This is a genomic window from Maritimibacter sp. UBA3975, assembly GCF_002384975.1.
Lineage (GTDB): Bacteria > Pseudomonadota > Alphaproteobacteria > Rhodobacterales > Rhodobacteraceae > Maritimibacter.
Genome location: NZ_DGCP01000009.1, coordinates 88333 through 114162, shown reverse-complemented (window position 1 = coordinate 114162; position 25830 = coordinate 88333). Strand labels below are relative to the sequence as shown.

Genomic DNA, 25830 nt, shown 5'->3' with positions numbered 1-25830 from the left:
GGGCAGGCTAGGTGCAACCGGCGCGCTCGTCCACCCGGCAGGGTCAATCGCGGTTTGCGCGTTCGATCCGGCGGGCCCGGCGGTCTTCGCTCGACTGGTAGATCAGGATCCAGGCGAGGATGATGAACATCGGGTGCGTAAGGCCGCCCGAGAAAATGATCGCGGGAACCCAGATCAGGAAGATGATGATCGACAGGATCGGGCGGCCCGTAAGGAGGATCGACAGCGGCGGGAGAAGGATAGCGAGGACGTAGTTCATGCGCTCTCAACGAGCGAACCTGTGAGCCAGTTCCGCCAGTCTTCCTTGGCGCGGTCGGTATAGGCCTTGTAACGCGCGGGCCGGTTCTTGCGCCCGCCCTTGAGGTCCACGGGCGGGAACAGGCCGAAGTTCACGTTCATCGGCTGGAAGGTCTTTGCGTCGGCCCCGCCGGTGATGTGGGTCACCAGCGCGCCCATCGCGGTGGTGTTCGGAACCGGGGGCAGCGATTCCCCCGCCAGTTCGGCGATGGCGAAGCGGGCCGCCAAGAGGCCCATCGCAGCGCTTTCGACATAGCCCTCGACGCCCGTGACCTGCCCCGCGAACCGGATATTCGGGCGTGAGCGCAGGCGCATCTGGTCGTCGAGCAGCGTGGGCGAGTTCATGAAGGTGTTGCGGTGGATACCGCCGAGCCGCGCGAAGCTCGCATTTTCCAGACCGGGGATCATGCGGAACACTTCGGTCTGGGCACCGTATTTCATCTTGGTCTGAAAGCCGACCATGTTGAAAAGCGTGCCCAATGCATTGTCGCGGCGCAGCTGCACGACCGCATAAGCCTTTTGCTCAGGCTTGTGCGCGTTGGTCAGCCCGACGGGCTTCATCGGCCCGTGGCGCAGCGTTTCGCGGCCGCGTTCGGCCATCACCTCGATCGGCAGGCAGCCGTCGAAGTACTTGGCCGTTTCGCCCTCGTGGAACTCGGTCTTGTCGGCGGCCAGCAGCGCGTCGATGAACGCCTCGTACTGCTCCTTGGTCATGGGGCAATTGAGATAAGCCTTTTGCTCATCCTCCGTCTCGCCCTTGTCATAGCGCGACTGCGCCCAGACCACGTCCATGTCGATGGTCTCGGCATAAACGATGGGGGCGATAGCGTCGAAAAAGGCGAGCCGGTCCGCGCCGGTTTCGCGCTGGATCGCCTCGCCAAGCGCGGGCGAGGTCAGCGGGCCGGTGGCGAAGAGCCAGTGGCCGTCGTCGGGCAGGTGGTCGATCTCTTCGTCCACGACCGACACGTTGGGAAGCGCGCGCAAGGTGTCGTTCACGGTCTGCGAAAACGGCTCCCGGTCCACCGCGAGCGCGCCGCCTGCGGGAAGCCGGTGCTTGTCCGCGGTTTGCATGATCAGCGACTCCGCCTGCCGCATTTCCCAATGCAGCAGTCCGACCGCATTCTGTTCGTCATCGTCCGAGCGGAACGAGTTGGAACAGACCATCTCGGCCAACTTGCCGGTATGGTGGGCGAAGGTTTCGACCTTGGGGCGCATTTCGTGGATGACCACGTCGAGACCCGCATGTGCAGCCTGCCAGGCCGCTTCGGACCCGGCCATGCCGCCGCCGACGATGTGAAGCGTTTTGGACATGATCGCGATGTAGGCGAGTGGCGGACAAAAGAAAAGACCCGCGCGAACGCGGGCCAGTTTGCACCTTGAGGAGGCGGAAGTGAATTACGACGCGGCGAGGGCGGCGGCCTGCGGGCTTTTGGGCCCCTTGCCGTAACCGATCAGGTCGAGGATTTCGGCGTAGCGCCCGCGCGGCCGGAAGGTGCGGTGACGCACTTCGGTCGGGCGGCGGCTGATGTCGATGCGGCGGTAAGTGTAAGCCATGTGTCTGTCCCTCTTGCGTTGACCCCAATAAGCCCCGTGAATGGGGCGCGATTGGGGAAGGCTTCGGGTCATTGTCCGGCATTTGTGGGAAATCCGGGGGATCGGTCTGGATTGATCACAGATCGGAAACGGATCAGCCGTGCTCGCCATCCGCAGCATAGAAAGCGCCGAGGTGGTTGGCGCAGGGTGTAACTTGCGGGTCGAAGATCGCGTCGAAAGACAGAGGCTCGCCCGTTTCGACATGCACCATGACATTCGTGGAGGTCAGGAAATGAAAGTACGCACCGTCCTCCGGGTAAAGGTCGGGGCGGTCGAGGGCGTGGTCAGCATAAGCAGCCAGAAATTCCTCGGTCGCCGGGAGGGCCATGACATCGGCCGGGAAGCTTTCGCCCAAGGCCGAGCGGCACGCCTCGACCATCCGGCGCCGCTTTGCGCCGCGAAAGAGCTGCGCGTAGGCCGGGAGGGGAGTCGCCAGCGCCGCCAAGGACGCGAGGAGGAGCGCGCGCCGTCTCATTCAACCTGCCGCCCGGCGCGCAGGGCAAGCGCCGAAATCGTAAGGGTGGGGTTGGCTAGGCTAGAGGTCGGAAATACGCCCGAGCCGAGTGCGAACAACCCTGCGACCCCATGAACCCGCAGGTCGGGGTCTACGACGTGGCGCGCGGGATCGGTCCCGAAGCGATGGGTGCCCATGACATGCTTTTCCGTCTTCACCGGCTCGGTGAAGCCCCAGAAATCCAGCCCGTCCGGCAGGATCGACTGAAGTTGCTCCATGCCCCATTCAAGCCCGCGCCAAGCGTAATCGTCGTGGCCGGCCCATTCGATCACATAGTCGTCGCCGCGCAGCACCACGCGGTTGTCGTCGCGCGGCAGGTCTTCGGCTATGATCTTCATCCGCAGGCGTTCGCCCCATCTGCCCGGCTCGCGGCGCAGTTCCATCGGGGCGTTGTAGGTCTCCATCAACACGCCGGAATGTTCGGCGCGATGCGGCCCGTCGTAAAGTGCGTAGCCGTGGCCGGTGACGGAGGTGCCGCCGAAGTAGCCAAGTCCCGGCCCGTCGACGAGCACGTTCTGAGCGACCTGTTCATTGATACCCACGCCGAGTTTGGGGTGGTCGACGCCGGAGCGCAGGAGGATCACGGCGTTGAAAAGCGCGTTGGCGCCAAGCGCGACGGCGCTGCCGGTGATTTCGGCCTCGGTGCCATCGCTGCGCACCTGAACGCCCGTTGCGCGACCGCCTTCGATGCGGATCGCGCGCACCTCGGCCTCGGTCAGAAGATGCGCGCCGTCATACGCGAGCCGGTCGAAGCTGTTGAGGACGGTATATTTCGAGTCGATCGGGCATTCATCGCAGATCCCGTTCGCGCAGCATTGCGCCCGTGGTCCGCCATTGGCCCGCGCGGTCGGCTGGGCCCACCACATGTCGGAATGGGCGCGCAGGAGTTTGTCGGAGCGCGTGGGCAGGTGGGCCGGGTAGGGAAAAGGTTTGTCGCGCGGCAGGACGTGGTCGGAGCCGCCGCCGTTCACATCCATCGCCTCCTCGACTTCCTGATAGAAGGGCGCGAGGTCGTCGTAGGTCAGCGGCCAGTCCTCGCCCACGCCATAAAGCGACTGCATCCTGAAATCGGAGGGGTGGAAGCGCGGGGTGCAGGCCCACCAGCAGTTGGAATTGCCGCCTAGGAGCGTGTGGAGCACCCATTCCTTTTGATGCGGCGAGGTGTTCACCATCGGCACGTCTTCGAGGTTGCGAAAGCCGGTAGTGATCTGTTCCTCGTGGGTCATATGGCGACCCTTTTCGATCACGAGGACCGAAAGCCCCTTGGGCAGACCCTGAAGAAAGAACATCGCGGAGAAGGAACTCCCCGCGATGATCATGTCCCACTGGCGGCCCTTGGCCTCGGTCAGGGTGAGCGTCGGAAACATCGGGCCGCCTGTTCAGCGACCGGAAGGACGGCCGGGGCGGATCACGCCTCGGTCGCCTCTTCTTCCTCTTCGGCCGCCTCAGCGATCCAGGCCACCGACACGACGCTCTCGCCCTTGCCGGTGTTGAACACCTTCACCCCACCGGCGCTGCGCGAGCGGAACGAGATGCCGCCGACCGGGCAGCGGATCGACTGACCCTTGGACGTCGCGAGCATCACCTGATCCTCGCCACCCACCGGGAAGGACGCGACAAGATCGCCACCCGGCATCGCCTTGGCGAAGGCCGTGACGCCCTGGCCGCCGCGCCCGCGCACGGGGTAGTCGTGCGACGAGGACAGTTTGCCCAGACCGGCTTCGGTAATGGTCAGGATGAGCTCTTCCGCCCCCTGCATCTCCTCGAACCGTTCGGGCGAGATTGCGCCTTCCACTTGCGGCTCATCATCATCGTCGGCTTCGCTATCATCCAGCCCGGCCATCTGACGGCGCATCTTGAGATAGGCTGTGCGTTCCTCGGACGACGCGTCGAAGTGGCGGATCACCGACATGGACACTACCTCGGCGTCGTCGGACAGGAGCTTGATCCCCCGCACGCCGGTGGAGGAGCGGGAGTTGAACACGCGCACGTCGGTCACGGGGAAGCGGATCGCGCGGCCCTTGTTCGTCACCAGCATGACATCGTCGTTCTCGTCGCAGATACGGGCGTTGATGAGGCGTGTGCCCTTGTCGTCACCCTCGAACTTCATCGCGATCTTGCCGTTGCGCATGACGTTGGTGAAATCCGACAGGCGGTTGCGGCGCACCGAGCCCTTGGATGTGGCGAAGACGATCTGGAGGTCGTCCCAGTCCGCCTCGTCCCGGTCCACCGGCATGATGGCGGCGATGCCCACGCCCTGCGGAATCGGCAGGATGTTGATGATCGCTTTGCCCCGCGATGTGCGCCCGCCCATCGGCAAACGCCAGGTCTTGAGCTTGTAGACCATGCCGTCGGTGGTGAAGAACAGAAGCTGCGTGTGGGTATTGGCGACGAAAAGCGTGGTGATGACGTCGTCATCCTTGGTCGCCATGCCCGAGAGGCCCTTACCGCCGCGCTTTTGCTCGCGGTATTCGGCAAGCGGCGTGCGTTTGGCCCAGCCGGACTGCGTGATCGTGACCACCATGTCCTCGCGCTCGATCAGGTCCTCGTCGTCCATGTCGCCGGACCAGTCGACGATCTCGGTGCGGCGCGGAACGGCGAATTCGTCCTTCACCGCGTTCAGTTCGTCCGAAATTATCCCCATGATCCGGTCGCGCGAGCGCAGGATGTCGAGGTATTCGCGGATTTTGCCGGCCAGTTCCTGCAACTCGTCCGTGACTTCCTTGACCCCGATCTGGGTCAGGCGTTGCAGGCGGAGATCGAGGATCGCGCGGGCCTGTGTCTCGGACAGGTAATAGGTCCCGTCGTCATTCATCTTGTGGGTCGGATCGTCGATCAGCCGGATGTAGTCGGCGATGTCCGCAGCGGGCCACCGGCGCGTCATCAGTTTTTCGCGTGCTTCGGCACCGTCGGCAGACGAGCGGATCGTGGCGACGACCTCGTCCACGTTGGACACCGCCACGGCCAGACCGCAGAGGACATGGCTGCGCTCGCGGGCCTTGCGCAGAAGGTGGGCGGTGCGCCGGGCCACCACTTCCTCGCGGAAGGTGATGAAATGGCGCAGGAAATCGCGCAGCGTGAGCTGCTCGGGCCTGCCACCGTTCAGCGCCAGCATATTGCAGCCGAAATAGGTCTGAAGCTGGGTGAAGCGAAAGAGCTGGTTCAGCACGACTTCCGCCGTCGCATCCCGCTTCAACTCGATCACCACGCGCACGCCGAAGCGGTCGCTCTCGTCCTGGATGGCCGAGATCCCCTCGAGCTTCTTGTCGCGCACGAGGTCCGCGATCTTCTCGATCATCATGGCCTTGTTGACCTGAAACGGCACCTCGTCGACGACGATGGCGTAACGGTCCTTGCGGATTTCCTCGACACGGGTCTTGGCGCGCAGGATCACGCTGCCGCGCCCCTCCAGATACGCCTTGCGCGCGCCGGTGCGCCCGAGGATCACGCCGCCGGTCGGGAAGTCCGGGCCGGGAATGATCTCCATCAGCCGCTCGTCCGAGATGTCCGGGTTCTCGATCATCTCTAGCGTCGCGTCCACGACTTCACCGAGGTTGTGCGGGGGGATGTTCGTGGCCATGCCGACGGCAATCCCGCCGGCGCCGTTGACGAGCATGTTGGGGAAGCGGGCGGGGAGGACCGTCGGCTCTTTTTGCTTGCCGTCGTAGTTGTCCTGAAAATCGACGGTTTCCTTGTCGATATCCTCAAGCAGCGCCTGCGCCGCTTTCTCCATCCGCACTTCGGTGTAACGGAAGGCCGCGGGCTTGTCCCCGTCCATCGAGCCGAAGTTGCCCTGACCGTCGAGAAGCGGCAGCGACATCGAGAAGTCCTGCGTCATCCGGGCGAGCGCGTCATAGATCGCGGCGTCGCCATGCGGGTGATACTGGCCCATCGTGTCCGCCACCGGACGCGACGATTTCCGGTAGGGTTTGTCGTGCGTGTTGCCGACCTCGTGCATGGCGTAAAGGATGCGCCGGTGCACGGGTTTCAGCCCGTCTCGCAGGTCCGGAATCGCCCGGCTCACGATCACGCTCATCGCGTAGTCGAGATAGGAGGTGCGCATTTCCTCCTCGATCGTGATCGAGGGACCCGAATAGGTGGGGCGTTCAGGCGGCAATTCGCCTTCGTTCTCAGGTGGTTCCGGGGTATCGTTCAAGTCGTCCGCCGTTTCTTTTTTCTGGATCGTTCGCCTGTGATGCGTTCACCACATTTTGTTTGTCTCTCTATACCAACAACCAGCTATGGGGTGCAATCGGAAGCGTCCAATTGTCGCCCGGAAAACCGGCATATCGGGTTGGCATTTTTCGCGGCTTCCCCGATAGTCCCGCGAAACAAGCGCAGAGGATACCGATGGCCAAGCCAGGTCGCAGCATTTTCGAAGAAGTGAACGAGGGTGCGCAGCCGCGCAAGGCGGTGACCACCGGAATGATCGAGAAGGGCGGCGGACGCGGCGCCCGGCGCGCGATCCGGGCCTGGCTGATAGGTCTGTTCGCCTTGGTGACCGTGATGGTGCTGGTGGGCGGCCTGACCCGGCTGACCGACAGCGGGTTGTCGATCACCGAGTGGAACCTCGTCTCCGGCACGCTGCCGCCGATGACTGCCGAGGACTGGGCAGGCGAGTTCGAGAAGTATCAGGCCTCTCCCGAATACCGTCTCCAGAACGAAGGTATGAGCCTGTCGTCGTTCAAGACGATCTATTGGTGGGAATGGGGCCATCGCCAGCTTGGCCGGTTTATCGGGCTTTACTGGATCGTGGGTTTCCTTGCCTTCTTCCTGTCCCGGCGTATCCCGGGCGGATGGAACGGGCGCCTTCTGACCATCGGCGTGATGATCGGCGTGCAAGGCGCGGTCGGCTGGTGGATGGTCCATTCCGGGCTTCAGGGCGACAGGGTGGATGTGGCCTCCTATCGGCTGGCGACCCATCTGGGGCTCGCCTTCGCGATACTTGGGCTGATCCTGTGGTGCATCCTGCTTCTCAGTCGGTCCGAGGCCGATGTGATGCAAGCGCGGCGCCTGCGTGAACGCGGCCTGTTCGGGATGGGGACCGGCCTCATGCACCTGGCGTTCCTGCAAATCCTGCTGGGCGCTCTGGTCGCGGGGATCGACGCCGGGCGGACCTTCGTGGACTGGCCGCTGATGGCGGGGCAGTTTTTCCCGCCCGAGGCCTTCTCGCTCACCCCCGGATGGCGCAACTTCTTCGAGAACCCGGGGATCGTGCAGTTCATGCACCGGATCGTGGGCTACCTTCTTGTCCTGTTTGCGATCGGAGCGTTCTTTCGCGGACGGCGCGCTGCGGCGGCGTCTACGCGGACGGCGTTCATGCTGGCCTCCGGCATGATAGTGGTGCAGATGGTGATCGGTATCTACACGGTGCTCACCGCGGCACCGCTGCACATTGCAATCGTGCATCAGGCGGGGGCAATCCTGACCTTCGCTCTCATCATCACAGCGCGCTATCGTGCCGGTTATCCGAAGCCGCAATCCGTCAGGGGCTGAACATGTCGCATTACGAAGACCTCATGGCGTTCGAGCGCCAGACGCAGGCGTTGGGGCAGGTGGCCGGGCGTCTGGGCTGGGACCAGGAGACGGTCATGCCGCGCGGGGCTGGCCCACAGCGTGCCGAGGAGAGCGAGGCGCTGGAGCATGTTCTTCACGCCCGCCGCACGGACCCGCGCGTGGGCGAGTGGCTTGCCGGGATCGATCCCGAGACGCTGGACGCAACCGGGCAGGCCAACCTGCGTCACATCCAACGCCGGTTCGACCGCACCAACCGTGTGCCGGTAAAGCTGGCGGGCGAGATTGCACGGGTGACATCCTCGTCACAGAGAATCTGGGCGGATGCCCGGGCAGATAACGATTTCAAGGCGTTCGCGCCGGTTCTTGAGAAAGTGGTTGCGCTTAAACAGGCCGAGGCAGAGGCGCTCGCCATGGGTGGCGATCCTTATGACGCTTTGCTCGACGATTACGAGCCGAACGCGACGGCGGCCGAGCTGGAGGCGATGTTCGACGCCCTGCGCCCGCGCCTCGTGGACCTGCGTGACCGGATCATGGGGGCGGACCATCAGCCTGCGCCGCTCACCGGCACGTTCGATGAGCAGGCGCAGATGAAGCTCACCCGTGAGATTGCCAAGGCCTTCGGCTACGACATGGCACACGGGCGGATCGACAAGGCGGTGCATCCGTTCTCCTCCGGGTCCGGGCTGGATGTGCGGATCACCACGCGCACTTCGGCCACCGACCCGTTCGGATCGATCTATTCAACCGTGCATGAAGTAGGGCACGCCTGTTACGAACAGCACATCGACCGCGACTACCTCCTCACGCCGTTGGGGCAGGGTGTGTCGATGGGCGTGCATGAAAGCCAGAGCCGGATCTACGAAAACCAGATGGGCCGCTCGCGCGCCTTCACCGGGTGGCTCTACAACCGGATGCGCGAGGTCTTCGGAGATGTTTCCGTGACCGATGCCGAGGCGTTCTATGGCGCCGTGAACCGGGTCACGCCGGGCTACATCCGGACCGAATCCGACGAGGTGCAATACAACCTGCACGTCCTGCTGCGCTTCGATCTGGAACGGGACCTGATTTCCGGAAAGCTCGCGGCGCGCGACCTTGAGGAGGCTTGGAACGCACGGTTCGAGAAGGATTTCGGCGTCGCGGTGGATCAGCCGGCGAACGGCTGCTTGCAGGATGTGCACTGGTCGGTGGGGCTGTTCGGCTATTTCCCGACCTACTCGCTGGGCAATGTCTATGCCGGCTGCCTGATGAAGGCGCTGCGCGCGCAGGTGCCGGAAGTGGATGCGCATCTTGCGAAGGGGGAACCGGCGGAGGCGACGCGGTGGCTTGCGGACAACCTCCAGCGCCACGGCGGATTGTTCGAGCCGCGCGAGGTCGTCACACGGGCCTGCGGGGGCGAGGCACCCAGCGAAGGGCCGCTTCTCGACTACCTCGAAGCGAAATTCTCGGACGTCTACAAATTGTAGTCCGGTGCGGGGCCTCTGCGCGCCCCGCGCAGAATGTGCGCAGCCCCGGCGCGACGCGGCTGTTGGGGACCCGTCCCTGAACCCCTGACGTGTTTTCGCAACTGAGAAGTGGCAGGGTCAGCCGAGTCCAGCGACCAGGTTGCCAGCCCCGTAGGCCAGCGCCGCGCAGAGCGCGCCGAGGAGGAGCGTTTCACCGATGGCGCGCGTGGCTGTCTCGCCGGTCGCCCGTTGGCGCAAAGCGCCGAGGGCCGCGAGGGCGAGCAGGGTGGCTCCCGCCGAAACGAGCGTCGTGGCCGGGTGATCCGGGGCGACGAAAAACGGCAGAATCGGGATCAGGCCGAACGTCGAAAAGCTGAGGAAGGTCACGAGACCACGCAGGATCGGGCGCGCGCCGTCCTGCGCGTCTGCCTTGTCGCGGTAGCGCAATGTGAGGTCGGTCGTGAGATGCGGGGAGGTGGCGAGCGCGGCTGCGGCGGTCTGTGCTTCGGCAGGGTCGAGCCCCTGTTCCGTAAGAATTTCGGCGAGGTCCGAACGGGTGCGAGCCGTGCCCAGTGTCCGGATGCGCGCGGCGCGGCTTCGGTAAAGGGCCTGCGTGGATCGGCTCGACAGCACTTCGCCCAGTCCCATGGAGACGCCGTCCGAGATCAGGTTCGCCATCCCGAAGACCAGCACCGCCACCGCACCGATCCCTGCGACCCCGTCGGCCTGCGCGCCCGCGAAGCCCGCAACGATGGCGAATGTCGTGATGATGCCGTCGTTGCCGCCGTAGGTGATCTGCCGCAGATACGTCTGGATCAGCGGGCGGTCACGCGCCACCGTTCTGGGCCCTGAGGGTGCCGATCAGCTCCATCGCGCGGGCTTCGGCCCGGCGGACGCGGATGGCCGTCATGTAGGCCTCTTCCAGAGTCTGGGACGAGGTGCCGATGACCTTTTTCACGTCTTCGACGATGTCCAGGTTCCCGGTCTCGTCCACGAGTTTGAGGACCTCGATGGCCACACGGTCCGCCACATCGTCGATAAGTTGCATGGATCAGTCTCCGGTCAGCGGGTCGTCTCGGTTAGCCGGCGGCGGACGTATTCATCGACCGCGCCCAGCATGGTCTGCATGTGGTCGCCTTCGTAAAAATGCCCGGCCCCCTCGACCTCGGTATGGGTGATGGTGATGCCTTTCTGCTCATGCAGCTTGTCCACCAGCGAATGGGTGTCGGCGGGCGGTGCCACGCGGTCGCCGGTGCCGTTGATGACCAAACCAGAGGACGGGCAGGGAGCGAGGAACGAGAAGTCGTACATGTTGGCGGGGGGCGACACGCTCACGAACCCCGTGATTTCGGGGCGGCGCATGAGAAGTTGCATCCCGATCCACGCGCCGAAGCTGAACCCTGCGACCCAGCAGTGCTTGGCGTTCTGGTTCATCGACTGGAGGTAGTCGAGCGCAGAGGCGGCGTCGGACAGTTCGCCCACGCCTTGATCGTACTCGCCCTGCGAGCGGCCCACGCCACGGAAGTTGAAGCGCAGGACGGTGAACCCCATCTTGTAGAATGAGTAATGGAGGTTGTAGACGACCTTGTTGTTCATCGTCCCGCCGAACTGCGGGTGCGGATGGAGCACGATTGCGATCGGGGCGTCGCGGTCCTTCTGCGGGTGGTAGCGGCCTTCGAGCCGGCCTTCGGGGCCGGGAAAAATCACCTCGGGCATGTGGGTTCGTGTCTCCCTCGGAGCCGGATTTCTTGACGGAGGAATCCGGACTAATTACAAGCGGTGCGGTTCCCGTGCTGACGGCTGCGCGGGTTTCAAGTCACCTAAAGCCGCCGGGCGGTTTCGTCAATGTTTCGAGGGGCTCCATGAAGCTTTCGACCAAAGGCCGGTATGCGATGGTCGCATTGGCAGAACTCGCGCTTCAGCCGGAAGGCACGCGGCTGTCGCTGACGGAACTGTCCGAACGGCAAAGAATCTCGCTGCCATATCTTGAGCAGCTCTTCGTGAAACTGCGTCGCGCCGACCTTGTGCATTCGGTGCGCGGACCCGGCGGCGGCTACAGGCTTGCCCGGCCGTCGAGCGAAATCCGGGTGGTCGAAATCCTGGCGGCCGTGGACGAAACGGTAAGCGCGATGCACACGGGCGCGGGGGCCACTGGCGGGCTGTCCGGGACGCGGGCGCAGTCGATGACCAATCGGTTGTGGGAGAGCCTCTCGGCCAACGTCTATGTCTTTCTCCACCAGACACGGCTGTCGGACGTGGTGCATAACGAGCTTGCACCCTGTCCGGCCGTCCCATCCCTTTTCGAAGTGGTCGACGAAGAGTAAGACCGGCACGCCAAACCGTCCGATCCGGACGGGTGTCTGAAAGACGAAAGGCTGGCCGTGGCTCGTATTTACCTTGATTACAACGCGACGACGCCGCTGCGCCCCGAAGCGCGGGCGGCGATGATCGATGCGATGGATGCGGTGGGGAACCCTTCGTCGGTGCATACCGAGGGGCGCGCCGCCAAGGGGCTGATCGAGCGCGCGCGCCGTCAGGTGTCGCAGGCGCTGGGGGCGGAAGGCGCAGATGTCGTCTTCGTGTCCTCCGCGACCGAGGCGGCGGCGCTGGCCCTTGCAGGTCGGGGTCTGACCTGTGCCGATGTGGAGCATGAGGCTGTCTCGGCCTGGTGCGATCCGGTCCTGCCAGTCGATGGTGACGGGCGGGTGACGGTGAGCGACCCGGCCAACGCTACGCTTCAGGTCGCCAATTCTGAGACCGGCGTCATACAGACATTGCCCGAGGGGCTGGCGGTCACCGATGCCACACAGGCGTTCGGTAAACTGCCCTTCGCTTTCAATTGGTCCAACGCGGATATGGCCTTCGTATCGGCTCACAAGATCGGTGGTCCGAAAGGAATCGGGGCGCTTGTGATGAAGCGCGGGTTGAACGTCGAAGCGCGCATCAAGGGCGGCGGGCAGGAGATGGGGCGGCGTTCGGGCACGGAAAACGTGATTGGCATCGCGGGATTCGGGGCAGCGGCGCAGGCTGCAGCACGAGATCTGGACGCGGGCCGGTGGGGGCAGGTGGAACAACTTAGAAATATTCTAGAGAAAAGACTTTCAGAATCTTCAAGAACGACTATTTTTGTCGGGAAAGACGCGAACAGGCTCCCCAACACGTCCTGTTTCATTACGCCGGGCTGGAAAGGGGAAACGCAGGTGATGGTGATGGACCTTGCTGGGGTCGCCGTTTCTGCGGGTTCCGCTTGCTCTTCGGGCAAGGTCCGGGCCAGCCGTGTGCTTCGCGCGATGGGATATGACGACGAACAGGCAGCCTCGGCGCTGCGGGTGTCGTTGGGTCCGGACACAACAGAGGGGGACATCTCGGCATTTGCCGAGGCATGGCTCCGCGAATACGAGAAATTCCGCGCCCGGCGCGGGGATTGAGAGGCGAAGATGGCTGACGATACGATGGTCGCCAAAGAGGGCGTCGAGAAGGAAACGGTCGCTGCGGTCAAATCGCTTGGCGACAAATACAAGTATGGCTGGGAAACCGACGTCGAGATGGACTATGCCCCCAAGGGGCTGACCGAAGACATCGTCCGGCTCATCAGCCAGAAGAACGAAGAGCCGGAATGGATGACCGACTGGCGTCTGTCGGCCTATCGCCGCTGGCTTCAGATGGAAGAGCCCGAGTGGGCGATGGTCGAGTATCCCGAAATCGACTTCCAGAACCAGTATTACTATGCCCGCCCGAAAAGCTTCGAGACCAAGCCCAAGTCGCTGGACGAAGTCGATCCCAAGCTGCTCGCCACCTATGAAAAACTGGGGATCCCGCTCAAGGAACAAATGATCCTCGCCGGTGTCGAAGGCGCGGGCGAAGTCCCTGCCGATGGCGACAATTCCGAGCGCAAGGTTGCGGTGGACGCGGTGTTCGACTCCGTGTCCGTGGGCACGACGTTCCAGAAGGAACTCAGGGAAGCGGGCGTCATCTTCTGCTCGATTTCCGAAGCGATCCGCGAGCATCCGGAGCTGGTCAAGAAATACCTTGGCTCGGTGGTTCCGCCGACCGACAACTTTTACGCTACATTGAACAGCGCGGTCTTCTCGGACGGCTCCTTCGTCTACATCCCGCCCGGGGTGCGCTGCCCGATGGAGTTGTCGACCTATTTCCGCATCAACGCTGAAAACACCGGCCAGTTCGAGCGCACGCTCATCATCGCGGACAAGGAGGCTTACGTCTCCTACCTCGAAGGCTGCACAGCGCCGCAACGCGACACCGCGCAGCTTCACGCCGCCGTGGTGGAAATCGTCATTCTCGACGATGCCGAGGTGAAATATTCGACGGTCCAGAACTGGTATCCGGGCGATGAAGAGGGCAAAGGCGGCATCTACAACTTCGTGACCAAGCGCGCCGATTGCCGGGGCGACCGGTCCAAGGTGATGTGGACGCAAGTCGAGACCGGCTCGGCGGTGACGTGGAAGTATCCTTCCTGCGTGTTGCGCGGCGACGACAGCCAGGGCGAGTTCTACTCGATCGCCATCACCAACAACATGCAGCAGGCCGACACCGGCACCAAAATGACCCACCTGGGCAAGAACACGCGCTCGCGCATCGTGTCCAAGGGCATTTCGGCGGGCAAGTCGAACAACACCTACCGGGGCCTCGTGTCGATGCACCCGAAGGCCAAGAACAGTCGCAACTACACGCAGTGTGACTCGCTGCTCATCGGCGACCAGTGCGGGGCGCATACGGTGCCTTATATCGAGGTGAAGAACCAATCCTCGCGGGTCGAGCATGAGGCGACGACATCGAAGGTCGACGACGACCAGATGTTTTACTGCCGCCAGCGCGGCATGGACGAGGAAGAGGCGGTGGCGCTCATCGTCAACGGCTTTGCCAAGGAAGTGCTTCAGGCCCTGCCAATGGAATTCGCGATGGAAGCGCAACAGCTCGTCGCCATCTCGCTGGAAGGCAGCGTCGGTTAAGACCGGACGCGCCGCGAAAAGGAATACGCAAATGCTTAAGATCGAAAACCTGCACGTCAAACTCGAAGAAGAGGACAAGCAGATACTAAAGGGCGTCACGCTGGAAGTGCCAGCGGGCGAGGTCCACGCAATCATGGGGCCGAACGGGTCGGGCAAATCGACCCTGTCCTATGTCCTGTCGGGCCGCGATGGATATGAGGTGACCGAAGGCTCGGCCTCGCTTCTGGGCGAAGACCTGCTTGCCCTCGAAACCGAGGAACGCGCGGCCGCTGGCCTGTTCCTGGCCTTCCAGTACCCGGTGGAGATCCCCGGCGTCGGCAACATGACGTTTCTGCGGACCGCGGTGAACGCGCAGCGCAAGGCGCGCGGGCAGGAAGAAATGTCGGCCACGGATTTTCTCAAGGAAATCCGCGCGAAGGCGAAAGAGCTCAAGATCGACGCCGACATGCTCAAGCGCCCTGTGAACGTGGGCTTCTCGGGCGGTGAAAAGAAGCGTAACGAAATCCTTCAGATGGCGATGCTCGAGCCCAAGATGTGCATCCTCGACGAGACCGATTCCGGCCTCGACGTGGACGCGATGAAGCTTGTCTCCGACGGTGTGAACGCGCTGCGAGACCCGAACCGCGGGTTCCTTGTCATCACCCATTACCAGCGTCTGCTGGATCACATCGTGCCGGATGTCGTGCACATCATGGCCGGAGGCCGCATCATCAAGTCCGGTGGCCCCGACCTCGCCCTTGAAGTCGAGAAGAACGGCTATGCCGACCTGATGGAGAATGCGTGATGGCGGTCGCCAAGGAAAAACTCCTCGCCCGCAAGCGTGACGCGCTGGCCGAGCGCCTTGGTGCGCTCACGATGCCCGAAGGCGGCGCATGGATCACCGAGGCGCGCAAGGCGGCTTTGTCCCGGCTGGAGGCGACTGGATTGCCGGCGCCGCGTGACGAATACTGGCGCTTCACGCCGCCCGGCGCCCTCAATGCCGCCGAGGCCGCGCCTGCCGCACTGTTCGACCATGGTGGCGAAATGCCGGTCTTCGACGCGGTCGACCGGGTGCGGATCGTATTCGTGGACGGCGTCTTCGATGCCGACGCCTCTGACGATCTCAGCCTCGCCGGTGTCGAGATCGAGCGCCTTTCGGATGCCGCGACCAAGGACATTCACTGGGCCAAGGGCCTTTATGGCGTGATCGAGGAACTGGGGCAGACCCCGGTGGAACGTCCGCTCGCCGCGCTGAATACGGCCTTTGCGACCGATGGCGTGCTGATCCGGGTGACCGGTAAGGCGGAAAAACCCGTCTCGCTGATCTATCGGCACGAAAGCGAAACCTCGGATGCCTACCTGCACAACGTGGTGAAGCTGGAGGCCGGAGCGGAGATGACGCTGCTCGAGAATGGCCCCGCTGCCGCGCGGTTCAACAAGTGCCTTGAAGTCGACGTGGGCAAGGGTGCGCGGTTCCACCATATCCGCGCTCAGGGGCGCGATCATGAACGGCAGGCCGTGACGAGCATGTTCGTGCGCCAAGACGCCGAGAGCCTGTTCAAATCCTTCACGCTGACCGCAAACGGTCGGCTGACGCGCAACGAGGCGTTCATCCTGCTTCAGGGGCGCGATGCATCGGCCCATATCGCGGGTGCGGCGCTGGGTCATGGTGACTTCCACCATGATGATACGGTCTTCATCACCCATGATGCAGAGAATTGCGAAAGCCGGCAGGTGTTCAAGAAGGTGCTTCAGAAGGGCGCCGTGGGCACGTTTCAGGGCAAGATCCTTGTCCAGCGCGGCGCGCAGAAAACCGACGGCTACCAGAAGTCGCAGTCGCTGCTGCTCGACGATGACGCACAATTCCTTGCCAAGCCCGAGTTGGAAATCTATGCCGACGATGTGGCTTGTTCGCATGGCTCCACATCGGGTGCCATCGACGAGGACATGCTGTTCTACCTGCGCGCGCGCGGGATCGACAGGGAGACGTCGATGGACCTCCTCGTCATCGCTTTCGTGGCCGAGGCGATGGAAGAGATCGAGGACGAAGGATTCCGCGATGAGATCATCGGACGGCTGGAGGCCTGGCTCCTGCGCCGACGGAGCTGACGATGTCGGTCGTGGGTGATGTGCTCGGCGCATACCGCGCGCCCCGCTCCGTGTTCGCACGGCGTCTGGGTGACACGGTGCGCGAAGACCGGGCACTGGCCGTCCTCATGGTCGCCTGCATCCTTATCTTCGTTGCACAGGCCCCGCGCTTGCAACGGGTGTCGATCGAAACCGGGCAGGAGCTCAATCCGCTTCTGGGCGGCGCGCTTTTTGCCTGGCTGTTCATCGTGCCGCTGGCTGCCTATGCCATATCCGGGATCAGCCATCTTGCCCTTCGCCTGATGGGCGGAAAAGGGAGTTATTTCAGGGCCCGCTTCGCGCTTTTCTGGGCGATGCTCGTGGCCGCACCGATGTGGCTCCTGTGGGGGCTGACGGTGGGTTTTGTCGGGCCGGGAACCGCCGAGACGCTGGTGGGAGCCATTGCGCTCGCCGCGTTCGTGATCCATTGGGTGCTCAACCTGATCGTGGCCGAAAGCGGAGGCAGGGCAGAGGCGTGAAAATGGAACCGGGATACCTCTTCGGCATGGCGCTTCAGACCATCCCGGAACCGCGCAAGATCGCGCGTGAACTCTTCGCGCTCGGTCTCGACCGCGGCACGCTTTGGCAAGCGCTTCTCTTGCTGCTGGTCATCGGCGCGATGCTGGGGGTCGGCTCGTCCGTCATTTTCCCGCCTGCACCGGAACTGGCGGGCACCGTTTTCGGAATGCCGCTGATGGTGTCGCTGGCCGAGGGGTCCATCGCCGTGATCTCGGTCTTCCTGATCTTCTGGCTCGGACGCGCCGCAGGTGGCACCGGTCGGTTCGAAGACGCCATCGTCACCGTGGCATGGCTCAACTTCGTGCTGCTGATCGTGCAGATCGTGGTGCTGGTCCTGAGCCTTTTCGCCCCCAGCCTCGCCGCGCTCTTGTGGCTCGCCGGCGGTTTCGCGGGGTTCTGGATCCTTAGCCATTTCATCGCCGAAATGCACAGTTTCTCCTCGGCCATGCGAGTGTTCCTCGCGATCCTGCTCACGAGTTTCGTAGCGGTCGCTGTGCTGTCGATCGTTCTGGCCATCGCGGGCGTCGGTGCGGCGATCACTTCGGGAGAGCTTGGTAATGTATGATGTGAATGCGATCCGCGCACAGTTTCCGATCCTGTCGCGTGAGGTGAACGGGAAGCCGCTCACCTATCTCGACAATGGGGCTTCGGCGCAGAAACCGCAGGTCGTCATAGATGCGATCACGCGCGGCTATGCGGAGGAATATTCCAACGTCCACCGCGGCCTTCACTACCTCTCGAACCTGTCGACAGAGCGGTACGAAGCCGTGCGCGGCACCATCGCCCGCTTCCTTGGTGCGCCGTCGGAGCGAGAGATCGTCTTCACCTCCGGCACGACCGAGGGCATCAACCTCGTCGCCTACGGCTGGGCCGCGCCGCGCATGGGCGAGGGGGACGAGATCGTTCTGACCGTGGCCGAGCACCACGCCAACATCGTGCCCTGGCACTTCCTGCGCGAACGTCAGGGGGTCAAGCTGGTCTGGGTCGAGCCGGACGAGGACGGGTCGATTCCGGCGGACAAGGTTCTGGCGGCTGTGACGGAGCGCACCAAGCTGATCGCTGTGACCCAGTGCTCCAACGTGTTGGGCAGCGTGGTCGACGTGAAGGCGATCAAGGCCGGGGCTGGTGACGTGCCGGTGCTGGTCGACGGCTCGCAGGGCGCGGTGCATATGCCGGTGGACGTGGCCGACCTCGGCGTCGACTTCTACGCAATCACCGGCCACAAGCTCTACGGCCCCTCCGGGTCCGGTGCGATCTATATCACGCAGGCGCGGATGGACGAGATGCGGCCGTTCATGGGCGGCGGCGACATGATCCGGGAAGTGATGCGCGACGCGGTCACCTACAACGATCCGCCGATGAAGTTCGAGGCGGGGACGCCGGGGATCGTGCAGACGATCGGGCTTGGCGCGGCGCTGGAGTACCTCATGGAGATCGGGATGGAGAACATCGCGGCGCATGAGGCGGAGCTTGCTAGGTACACGGCGGAACGCTTCGAAGGGCTGAATTGGCTGCACGTTCAGGGCCACGCGCCGGGCAAGGCGGCGATTTTCTCGCTCACCGTCGAGGGCGGTGCTCATGCCCATGACATTTCCACTATCCTCGACAAGAAGGGGATCGCGGTGCGTGCGGGGCACCACTGCGCCCAGCCATTGATGGATCATCTGGGCGTACCGGCCACAGCGCGTGCGAGCTTCGGGATGTACAATACGCGCGACGAGGTGGATACGCTCGTCGAGGGTCTGGAACTCTGTCACCGCCTGTTCGGCTGAGGTATGTCGCGGCAGCAAGCTGCCCCGACCCGTTGGGAGGGCGCTGCCCTCCCAAACCCTCCCGAGGTATTTCCGGACCGAAGAAGAGGACCAGGGTCAGCTGTCGGCCTTGATGAGGCCCAGTCCCCGCAGGTAGACGCCGATGCCCGTCTCGAGCAAGTCCTCGGGCGGAAACGGCGACTTCGTGCCGGGAGAGCCGCGCCCGAAGAGTTCGACGACCCCGTGGCACATCGCCCAGATATGGGCGGAGACCATGCGAGCGGGCGGGCGTTGTTCGGGGGGGATATCGCGCAGGAGTTCGTTCGCGGCCATGTCCAGAACGCCGAGCGCGCGGTTGGCGACATGGGCGAGGTCGGAGGAGCGGTTGATCGAGACGCCGCTTTCGAACATCGCGATGTAGTGGCCTGGGAAACGGCGGGAAAAGGCAAGGTAGGCGCGGCCCGTCGCCTCGAATGACGCGAGCGCGGACGGTTTGCCCTTGTCGTAGGCGTGCTCCATCAGATCTGCGAAGATCTCATACCCCTGCCGTGCCGCTTCGGCGATGAGGTCCTCGCGACCGTCGAAATGGCGGTAGACAGCAGCGGGCGTGACGCCTGCCTGCTTGGCCGCCTCGGAGAGGGTGAAGCCGGTGGGCCCCTTCTCCTCGATCAGGATCAGGGCCGCGTCGACCAGAGCCTGGCGCAGGTTGCCGTGGTGGTATCCGCGTTTTTTGGTGGGCACCGCGTCAGGTTTCCCAAATATCCAGCCCGCCCGCAATACTGGGGTCGGGAGGGCAAGCCACGTCGCTGTCTTTGCCTTTGTAGTCAAGACCTTGCAGGACAGTCCTGATGGCCGCGATCCGCGCGCGGCGTTTGTCGTCGGAGCGGACGATGGTCCAGGGGGCGTAGTCGAAATGTGAACTTGCGAAGGTCTCGGCGATCGCCTGGGTATAGGCATCCCAGCGGTTCAGGCCTTCCACGTCGATCCACGAGAGTTTCCAGTGCTTTAGCGGGTCCTGTTCACGTGACAAGAAGCGGCGCAGTTGCTCGGCGCGGCCGACATTGAGCCAGATTTTCACGAAGTGGATGCCTTCGTCGACGAGCATGTGTTCGAACTCGGGAAGTTGTCGGAAGAAGGCCGCGCGTTCCCCGTCCTCGCAAAAGCCGAAGACCTTTTCGACGACGCCGCGGTTATACCAGGAGCGGTCGAACAGGACCATTTCACCTTCGGTCGGCAAGTGCCTGACATATCTTTGGAAATACCATTCTCCCGCTTCCCGGTCCGAGGGTTTCGGGAGGGCCACGACGCGGGCGACGCGTGGGTTCAGGTTTTCGCGGATGCGCTTGATCGTGCCGCCCTTGCCGGCCGCATCGCGCCCTTCGAAGACCACAACCACGCGCTTGCCAGTGGCCTTCACGTCTGCTTGCAGCTTGACCAGCTCCATCTGGAGCGCTTCGAGTGTCTCCTCGTAGTCGTCCTTGTCCATGCGCGCGCGGTAGGGATAACCGGGAGCGATAACATCGTCCTTGCCCGCCGCTTCAATGGCTTCGCGAATGTCTTTCGGTGCGCTCTGCTCGAAGAATTTCGAGATCGCCCCGCCATGCGGAAGCTCCATGCTTTCCTCCGGTCTGTCTGGGGCCAGTATGGCTATTTGACCCCGGCGCGCAACGCCGCGCGGTCGATGGCGTCGATGGTTTCGTCCGGGCGGATGTGATGGGGCATGTGGCCCACACCCTCAAGCACGGTGAGGTTGCCGTTCTGCACCTCCTCCACCAGAGGTTCGGAGTGGATCTGCAGGCCGACAGTGGTGTCTGCGGTGCCGTGAATGACCTCGACCGGGATCTCGACCTCTTTGTAGCGGGGCTGTTGCGCTTCAAGGTGGGTCAGGAGTTCGTGCCGTTGCTGGGCGTTGGCCTTGAACTGTTCAGGCAGCAGGATGATGCCGGGGCCGATGTAGTCGGCATAGCCGGGCAGGGGATCGTTCGGCGCGAACACGCTTTCGATCTGTGTCTCAAGGTAGTCCTGCGGCAGCCACGCCGAGATGAGATGCGCGAGTACCGGACCGATGACCGGTTGCGCCAGCAGCGCATAGAGCGTGTCGCGTCCGCCCGGCCACGGATGGGTGGCACCCGCGATGGAGACAGCGGCAGCAATATCGTTCGGGTGGTAGACGGCCCAGTTCATCACCAGCGCGCCGCCGAAACTCTGCCCCGCGACCACCGGGTTCTCGACCCCGAGCGCGCGGGCCGTTTCGACCATGAGGGTCGTCTGCTCGGACAGCGTCACGCCGTTGGCAGCGAGCGGCGGGGTGTAGCCCAATCCGGGGCGATCCATGATCGTGACACGGTAGTCTTCGGCCAGCCGCGGCGCGATGTCGAACATCCAGTCACGGGTAGACCCGGACGCGCCGTGGAGGAGCACGAGATCGGGGCCTTCGCCGATCTGCACATAATGCACCGGATGCCCGTTCACTTCGATGAACCGACCCTGCGGCGGATGCTCACGATAGGCCGCGAGACGCCGCTGCTCGACCCGGATCATCGTGGCCAGCGCGACGAGTGCAAGAATGAGGAGGAGGCTAAGAACCAATTTCATCGGGATTGTAGTGGGTTGTCTGATAGATATCGTTGATCCAGTTGCCGTAGAGCAGGTGGGCATGGCTGCGCCACCGGTTCTTTGGCTTCTGGCTCGGGTCGTCGTCCGGGTAGTAGTTGCGCGGCACGTCGATGGGCGTGCCTTCGGCCACGTCCCGGTCGTATTCCTGCTTCAACGTGTCCGAGTCGTATTCGAAGTGATTGAAGATGTAGAGCGCCCGGTGGCCGGGGTCTTCCACGAGGCAGGGCCCCGTTTCGGGCGACCCCAACAGGGTCGTCAGGCCCGAGGCCCCGTCAATCTCATCCTGTTTCATTTCGGTCCACCGGCTTACGGGAATGATGAAGCTGTCGGAGAAACCACGCAGAAAGGGCGAGGTTGGTTTCAGATTATCCTGCGGAAAGCAGCCGAAAGACTTTTCCGGCAGCATGTGTTTTTGCACTCCGTGGAAGTGATAGATCATCGCCATGCCACCCCAGCAGACGCCGAAGGTGGAATGCACGTTGGTCTGGGTCCAGTCCATCACCTCGGTCATTTCGTCCCAATAAGTGACCTCCTCGAATGGAAGGTGTTCGATCGGCGCGCCGGTGATGAGGAGACCGTCGAACTTCTGGTCCTTCACCTCCTGAAACGTGCGGTAGAAGGTGCCCAGGTGCTCTTCCGGCGTATTGCGGGAGGCGTGTTCGGTCATCCGTATGAGGGTGAGCTCGATCTGGAGCGGCGTGGCCCCGATCAGCCGGGCGAACTGCGTCTCGGTCTGGATCTTCTTGGGCATCAGGTTCAAAAGCCCGATCTTCAGCGGGCGGATGTCCTGCCGCGCGGCCTGATGCTCCGGCATGACCATGACGCCCTCGCGCGCGAGCACGTCGGCGGCAGGCAGGTCGGCAGGAATCTTGATCGGCATTGTGGGATGCTCCGCAAAAGGTTCGGGTGAGATAAGCCTTTGATCACCGGGCCTCAAGGGCCGTGGCGATCAGGTCGTCGAAGTCTTCGGGGGACCTAACGCGCGCCACGTCGTCGGCTGCGACCGTGATGCCCCAGTTGCGCGCCATGGCCTGATAGAGCGGCTGGCGATGGTGGAGCGCCTTCGCGTAAGTCGCGCGCATGAAGTCGTCTGGGTCGACCTTGTCGGGTGCCACGTCATTCTTGGCGAGGTAGTCCCTCCAGTAGGACTGAAGCGTCTCGGGCTGGTAATACATCGGCTTGGGCGCGCGCACGAACCGGCGCACCAGTTCCTCGGTATGCGCTTCGGATCCTTCGATCCAGACCATCAGGAGGTTTTCCGACAGCGCGGTCAGAAGCGGATCCTCGCGGTCCTCGGGATCGACCACCTCGCAGATCGAGCCGCCGGAGTCGCAAACGAAATTGTCATAGTTGTAAAGGGATTTGGCGCGCGTGATGTAGCGCACCGTGTCGTAAAGCGCGGCGATTTCGGCATCGCGGTGCTGTTCCTGCCGCTCTAGGTATTCCTCGAAGGGTAGGCCGCCCTTGGCCGGGTCGCCCGGTTTGCCGAGATAGGTCGAAAGCGGTGCCAGGTTCTCGAACGTGATGTTGGAGGCGATATAGACACTGTCGGTCAGCAGAAGCTCCCTCAGAAACGGGTTCTTCATCGCCTCGCGTTTGAAATTGTCCGAGATGAGCTCGCCCATGTAACGGGTGCCGATGCGGTAATCGACGGAATAGTGAAACCACTCGCCCTCGTCGCGCAGCATGTTGGAAACATGTGTCTTGCCCAACCCGGACATGCCGAACAGAAGCACCTTCTTCGCCTTGGCGTCGCGCCACGCCTGCGCGGTCTCATAGATCATGGCCGTCCCTCTTGCCCTCGCGTTCCGCTTGGTAGCGGGCGAGCCGGGTCAGGGCAAGCCGGGGGCACGGGCCGGGACACGCGCCTCGCGCACGCTGGCGCGGATGTTGATCCAGTTGGCGGTGAGAATGAGGGCACCGCCGAGGATCACGGCCAGCTCCAGGCGCTCCTGGTAGAGAACCCAGCCGATGAGCGCGATGACCGGAAGGCGGGCGAAATCCACGGGCATGATGACAGTGGCAGGCGCCAGTTTGAGCGCTGTGGTCAGACAGAAATGCGCGGCAAGGCCGGCGATGCCGATGATCACGAGCCAGGGGGCGGACTGCGCCGACGGCAAGGCCATTTCGCCGTCGACGGTAGCGAGGACGAGGCCGAAGACCGCCTGCATCGTCGTCAGGAAAAACAGGATGCAGGCGAGGGTCTGTGTGCGCGTGAGTTTGCGGGTGAAGACTGCGGAGCCCGCGAATCCGATGGCTGCCCCGAGGGCCGCGAGCACGCCCGGCCCCAATTCAACGGCGAAAGGGCGCGTGACGACGAGGATCCCCACGAACCCGACGAACGCCGCGAAGGCACGCGGGGGCGTGATGCGCTCGCCCAGAAAGATGGGCGACATGAGGAGGACCCAGAGGGGAGCGGTGAATTCCAGCGCAAAGACCTGTGCCAGCGGGATCACCCCGACGGCATAGAACCACAGGTTCTGACCGGTGAAATGAGACACGTTGCGCACAAAATGCAGGCCGAGTTGTGCGGGACCGATTTCCCCCCAGCGGCGGGTCGCGGTCACGACCGAGACGACGATCAGGATGCCGACGCAGGACCGGTAGAACATGACCTCGAACGTGTCGTGATCGAGGCTCACTTCGCGTCCCGCTACGGCCATCGTCGAGAAACAGGTGATCGCGCCCAGCATCCAGAGCGCCGCGCGGAAAATCGGGTTCATCGGGCCGGTTCGCCCGACCTACGGGCGCCATGTCGCGTCATGGCCGCATGATTGCCCTCAACCCGGGTCGGCGGCAAGCAAGATGAAGGCGAAGAAGGCGACAAAAACCGCGATCGGTACTGTGACGATTGTGAAGAGAGTAGCGGGCTTCTGCCATGTCGGCTTTTCGGCGTAACACGCCCCGCATTCGCTATGCGCCAGCCGCATACGGTGACCGCATGACCGGCATTTGAAAACTCTGATCGGCATCCCGTCCCCACGGTTCGCACAAAATAAGTCGGCGGCGCACAATGAAAACAAATCTGCCTGCGCCGTATGTGAAATCGCGATCACGGGTCTGATCTCCTGTGAAAGAGGAGACCTGAACTATTTCTGCATTTCAAAAAAAAGGATTGTCCCAGCGCCCAAATAGGTGGCGACCTTCTGTCATACTCGGCCACTGGTCGTCAGGCGAGGAAGGCCCGCTCACTCCCACTCGATGGTGCCCGGAGGTTTCGACGTGATATCGTAGGTCACGCGGTTGATCCCCTGCACCTCGTTGATGATCCGGGTGGCGGTTTCGCCCAGAAAGTCATGGCTGAACGGGTAGTAATCCGCCGTCATGCCGTCGACGCTTGTGACGGCGCGCAGCGCGCAGGCATAGTCATAGGTGCGCCCGTCGCCCATCACGCCCACCGTGCGCACCGGCAAGATCGCCACAAAGGCCTGCCAGATCTCGTCATAAAGCCCGTGCTTGCGGATCTGGTCGATATAGACGGCGTCCGCCTTGCGCAGGATGTCGAGCTTGTCCCGCGTGATTTCGCCCGGGCAGCGAATGGCGAGGCCGGGGCCGGGGAAGGGGTGGCGAGCGATAAAGCTCGCGGGCAGGCCGAGTTCGTGACCCAGCGCGCGCACTTCGTCCTTGAAAAGTTCGCGCAGGGGTTCGACCAGTTTTAGACCCATTTTCTCCGGCAGACCGCCGACATTGTGGTGGCTCTTGATCGTGACCGAGGGCCCGCCCGAGAACGACACGGATTCGATCACGTCTGGGTAGAGTGTGCCCTGGGCCAGATAATCCGCATCGTCGATCTCGCTCGCGTATTTCTGGAACACGTCGATGAACAGGCGTCCGATGGTCTTGCGCTTTTCTTCGGGGTCCGAGATCCCTTCGAGTTCGCCAAGGAACAGGTCGACCTCATCCGCATGGATCAGCTTCATGTTGTAGTGGTCGCGGAACATCGTGACCACTTCCTCGGCCTCGTTGTGGCGCAGGAGGCCGTGGTCCACAAAAACACAGGTAAGCTGGTCGCCGATCGCTTCGTGAAGCAGAACTGCCGTGACCGATGAATCGACGCCACCGGACAGACCGCAGATCACATGGGCATCGCCCACCTCCTCGCGGATCTTCATGATCGCCTCCTCGCGGTAGGTGTCCATCGTCCAGTCGCCCTTGAACCCGGCGAGACGCACGAAGTTTTCGTACAGCGTCTTGCCATTGGGCGTGTGGTGGACCTCGGGGTGGAACTGAACCGCAAAGAAGTTGCGGCCGAGATCCGCCGTGATGGCGAAAGGCGCATTGGGCGAGGTGCCGTAGACCTTGAAGCCCGGCGCGATCCGGGAGACGTGGTCGCCGTGGCTCATCCACACCTGCTCGCGCCCGGTGCCATCCATGAACCAGCCGGTCAGAACATCGACGCGCTCTTCGGTCGGCGTGACCCAGGCGCGTCCGAATTCGGCCGTGCCGTGACCGCGAAGCACTTCGCCGCCGAGCATGTGCATCATGACCTGCTGGCCATAGCAGAT

General features: G+C 63.3%; 27 protein-coding genes. 10 read left to right on the top strand and 17 right to left on the bottom strand.

Annotated elements, in window-relative coordinates; translation table 11 throughout:
* Positions 1-43: 43 nt before the first annotated feature.
* The 6 genes from B2585_RS05470 to gyrA form a co-directional block, all read right to left on the bottom strand.
* A complete protein-coding gene (locus tag B2585_RS05470; RefSeq protein WP_292020837.1) occupies positions 44-259 on the bottom strand; it encodes a hypothetical protein in 216 nt (71 codons plus the stop codon).
* On the bottom strand, positions 256-1608 hold the full coding sequence (gene trmFO, locus B2585_RS05465; RefSeq protein ID WP_292020836.1) for a methylenetetrahydrofolate--tRNA-(uracil(54)-C(5))-methyltransferase (FADH(2)-oxidizing) TrmFO: 1353 nt from the start codon (positions 1606-1608) through the stop codon (positions 256-258). Before trmFO ends, B2585_RS05470 begins: the two co-directional genes overlap by 4 nt.
* Positions 1609-1692: 84 nt before the next feature.
* Positions 1693-1851 (bottom strand): hypothetical protein, encoded by a 159-nt coding sequence (locus B2585_RS05460; RefSeq protein ID WP_292020834.1) that lies wholly within the window; start codon positions 1849-1851, stop codon positions 1693-1695.
* A 133-nt stretch (positions 1852-1984) separates the two neighbouring features.
* Positions 1985-2365: a hypothetical protein gene (locus B2585_RS05455; protein WP_292020832.1), complete on the bottom strand. Its 381-nt coding sequence runs from the start codon at positions 2363-2365 to the stop codon at positions 1985-1987.
* The gene (locus B2585_RS05450) at positions 2362-3771 is read right to left on the bottom strand and encodes a GMC oxidoreductase (RefSeq protein WP_292020830.1); all 1410 of its coding nucleotides are present in this window, start codon (positions 3769-3771) and stop codon (positions 2362-2364) included. Before B2585_RS05450 ends, B2585_RS05455 begins: the two co-directional genes overlap by 4 nt.
* A 41-nt stretch (positions 3772-3812) precedes the next feature.
* Positions 3813-6560 carry a DNA gyrase subunit A gene (gyrA, locus tag B2585_RS05445; RefSeq protein WP_292020828.1) on the bottom strand — a complete coding sequence of 916 codons (2748 nt, stop codon included), beginning with the start codon at positions 6558-6560 and terminating at the stop codon, positions 3813-3815.
* Positions 6561-6754: 194 nt separating this feature from the next.
* Here gyrA and ctaA point away from each other — a divergent pair, with 194 nt between their 5' ends.
* The gene (ctaA, locus tag B2585_RS05440) at positions 6755-7900 is read left to right on the top strand and encodes a heme A synthase (protein ID WP_292020826.1); all 1146 of its coding nucleotides are present in this window, start codon (positions 6755-6757) and stop codon (positions 7898-7900) included.
* 2 nt (positions 7901-7902) lie between these two features.
* A complete protein-coding gene (locus tag B2585_RS05435) occupies positions 7903-9384 on the top strand; it encodes a carboxypeptidase M32 (RefSeq protein ID WP_292020824.1) in 1482 nt (493 codons plus the stop codon).
* A gap of 117 nt (positions 9385-9501) precedes the next feature.
* Here B2585_RS05435 and B2585_RS05430 read toward each other — a convergent pair whose 3' ends face one another.
* Genes B2585_RS05430 through B2585_RS05420 form a run of 3 tightly spaced genes read right to left on the bottom strand, consistent with a single transcriptional unit; the run spans position 9502 to position 11079 of the window.
* Complete coding sequence (locus B2585_RS05430) at positions 9502-10200, bottom strand: VIT1/CCC1 transporter family protein (RefSeq protein ID WP_292020823.1); 699 nt, start codon at positions 10198-10200, stop codon at positions 9502-9504.
* Complete coding sequence (locus tag B2585_RS05425; RefSeq protein WP_292020821.1) at positions 10190-10411, bottom strand: hypothetical protein; 222 nt, start codon at positions 10409-10411, stop codon at positions 10190-10192. Before B2585_RS05425 ends, B2585_RS05430 begins: the two co-directional genes overlap by 11 nt.
* 14 nt (positions 10412-10425) lie before the next feature.
* Positions 10426-11079, bottom strand: coding sequence for an alpha/beta hydrolase (locus B2585_RS05420; protein ID WP_292020820.1), 654 nt, complete (start codon positions 11077-11079; stop codon positions 10426-10428).
* 146 nt (positions 11080-11225) lie between these two features.
* Between B2585_RS05420 and B2585_RS05415 the strand changes: the two genes are divergently transcribed.
* The 8 genes from B2585_RS05415 to B2585_RS05380 are packed head-to-tail and all read left to right on the top strand — an operon-like array spanning position 11226 to position 18730.
* A complete protein-coding gene (locus B2585_RS05415) occupies positions 11226-11687 on the top strand; it encodes an Rrf2 family transcriptional regulator (protein WP_292020818.1) in 462 nt (153 codons plus the stop codon).
* A gap of 57 nt (positions 11688-11744) precedes the next feature.
* Positions 11745-12791 carry a cysteine desulfurase family protein gene (locus B2585_RS05410; RefSeq protein ID WP_292020816.1) on the top strand — a complete coding sequence of 349 codons (1047 nt, stop codon included), beginning with the start codon at positions 11745-11747 and terminating at the stop codon, positions 12789-12791.
* A gap of 9 nt (positions 12792-12800) precedes the next feature.
* Entirely contained in the window at positions 12801-14333 is a 1533-nt protein-coding gene (gene sufB, locus B2585_RS05405; RefSeq protein ID WP_292020814.1) for a Fe-S cluster assembly protein SufB, read from the top strand.
* Between the two features lie 31 nt (positions 14334-14364).
* Positions 14365-15117: a Fe-S cluster assembly ATPase SufC gene (gene sufC / locus B2585_RS05400; RefSeq protein WP_292020812.1), complete on the top strand. Its 753-nt coding sequence runs from the start codon at positions 14365-14367 to the stop codon at positions 15115-15117.
* Positions 15117-16421 carry a Fe-S cluster assembly protein SufD gene (gene sufD / locus B2585_RS05395; protein WP_292020809.1) on the top strand — a complete coding sequence of 435 codons (1305 nt, stop codon included), beginning with the start codon at positions 15117-15119 and terminating at the stop codon, positions 16419-16421. Before sufC ends, sufD begins: the two co-directional genes overlap by 1 nt.
* A 2-nt stretch (positions 16422-16423) precedes the next feature.
* The gene (locus B2585_RS05390; protein WP_292020808.1) at positions 16424-16918 is read left to right on the top strand and encodes a YIP1 family protein; all 495 of its coding nucleotides are present in this window, start codon (positions 16424-16426) and stop codon (positions 16916-16918) included.
* A 2-nt stretch (positions 16919-16920) separates the two neighbouring features.
* On the top strand, positions 16921-17523 hold the full coding sequence (locus B2585_RS05385; RefSeq protein ID WP_292022734.1) for a Yip1 family protein: 603 nt from the start codon (positions 16921-16923) through the stop codon (positions 17521-17523).
* Positions 17516-18730, top strand: a complete 1215-nt coding sequence (locus B2585_RS05380) for a cysteine desulfurase (protein WP_292020806.1) — start codon at positions 17516-17518, stop codon at positions 18728-18730. The genes B2585_RS05385 and B2585_RS05380 overlap by 8 nt, the downstream gene beginning before the upstream one ends.
* A 96-nt stretch (positions 18731-18826) precedes the next feature.
* Here the strand turns inward: B2585_RS05380 and B2585_RS05375 are convergent, their stop codons facing one another.
* The 8 genes from B2585_RS05375 to guaA all read right to left on the bottom strand — a co-directional run.
* Complete coding sequence (locus B2585_RS05375; RefSeq protein WP_292020804.1) at positions 18827-19450, bottom strand: TetR/AcrR family transcriptional regulator; 624 nt, start codon at positions 19448-19450, stop codon at positions 18827-18829.
* Between the two features lie 4 nt (positions 19451-19454).
* On the bottom strand, positions 19455-20324 hold the full coding sequence (gene ppk2 / locus B2585_RS05370; RefSeq protein ID WP_292020802.1) for a polyphosphate kinase 2: 870 nt from the start codon (positions 20322-20324) through the stop codon (positions 19455-19457).
* A 32-nt stretch (positions 20325-20356) separates the two neighbouring features.
* Entirely contained in the window at positions 20357-21304 is a 948-nt protein-coding gene (locus B2585_RS05365) for an alpha/beta fold hydrolase (RefSeq protein WP_292020799.1), read from the bottom strand.
* Positions 21288-22205, bottom strand: a complete 918-nt coding sequence (metA, locus tag B2585_RS05360; RefSeq protein WP_292020797.1) for a homoserine O-acetyltransferase MetA — start codon at positions 22203-22205, stop codon at positions 21288-21290. Before metA ends, B2585_RS05365 begins: the two co-directional genes overlap by 17 nt.
* Before the next feature lie 43 nt (positions 22206-22248).
* Positions 22249-23109, bottom strand: coding sequence for an ATPase (locus B2585_RS05355; protein WP_292020795.1), 861 nt, complete (start codon positions 23107-23109; stop codon positions 22249-22251).
* A gap of 48 nt (positions 23110-23157) precedes the next feature.
* A complete protein-coding gene (locus B2585_RS05350) occupies positions 23158-24048 on the bottom strand; it encodes a DMT family transporter (RefSeq protein WP_292020793.1) in 891 nt (296 codons plus the stop codon).
* A 57-nt stretch (positions 24049-24105) separates the two neighbouring features.
* Complete coding sequence (locus B2585_RS05345) at positions 24106-24381, bottom strand: hypothetical protein (protein WP_292020791.1); 276 nt, start codon at positions 24379-24381, stop codon at positions 24106-24108.
* 132 nt (positions 24382-24513) lie between these two features.
* Positions 24514-25830: glutamine-hydrolyzing GMP synthase (guaA, locus tag B2585_RS05340; protein WP_292020789.1), on the bottom strand; the 1317-nt coding region annotated here is incomplete at its 5' end.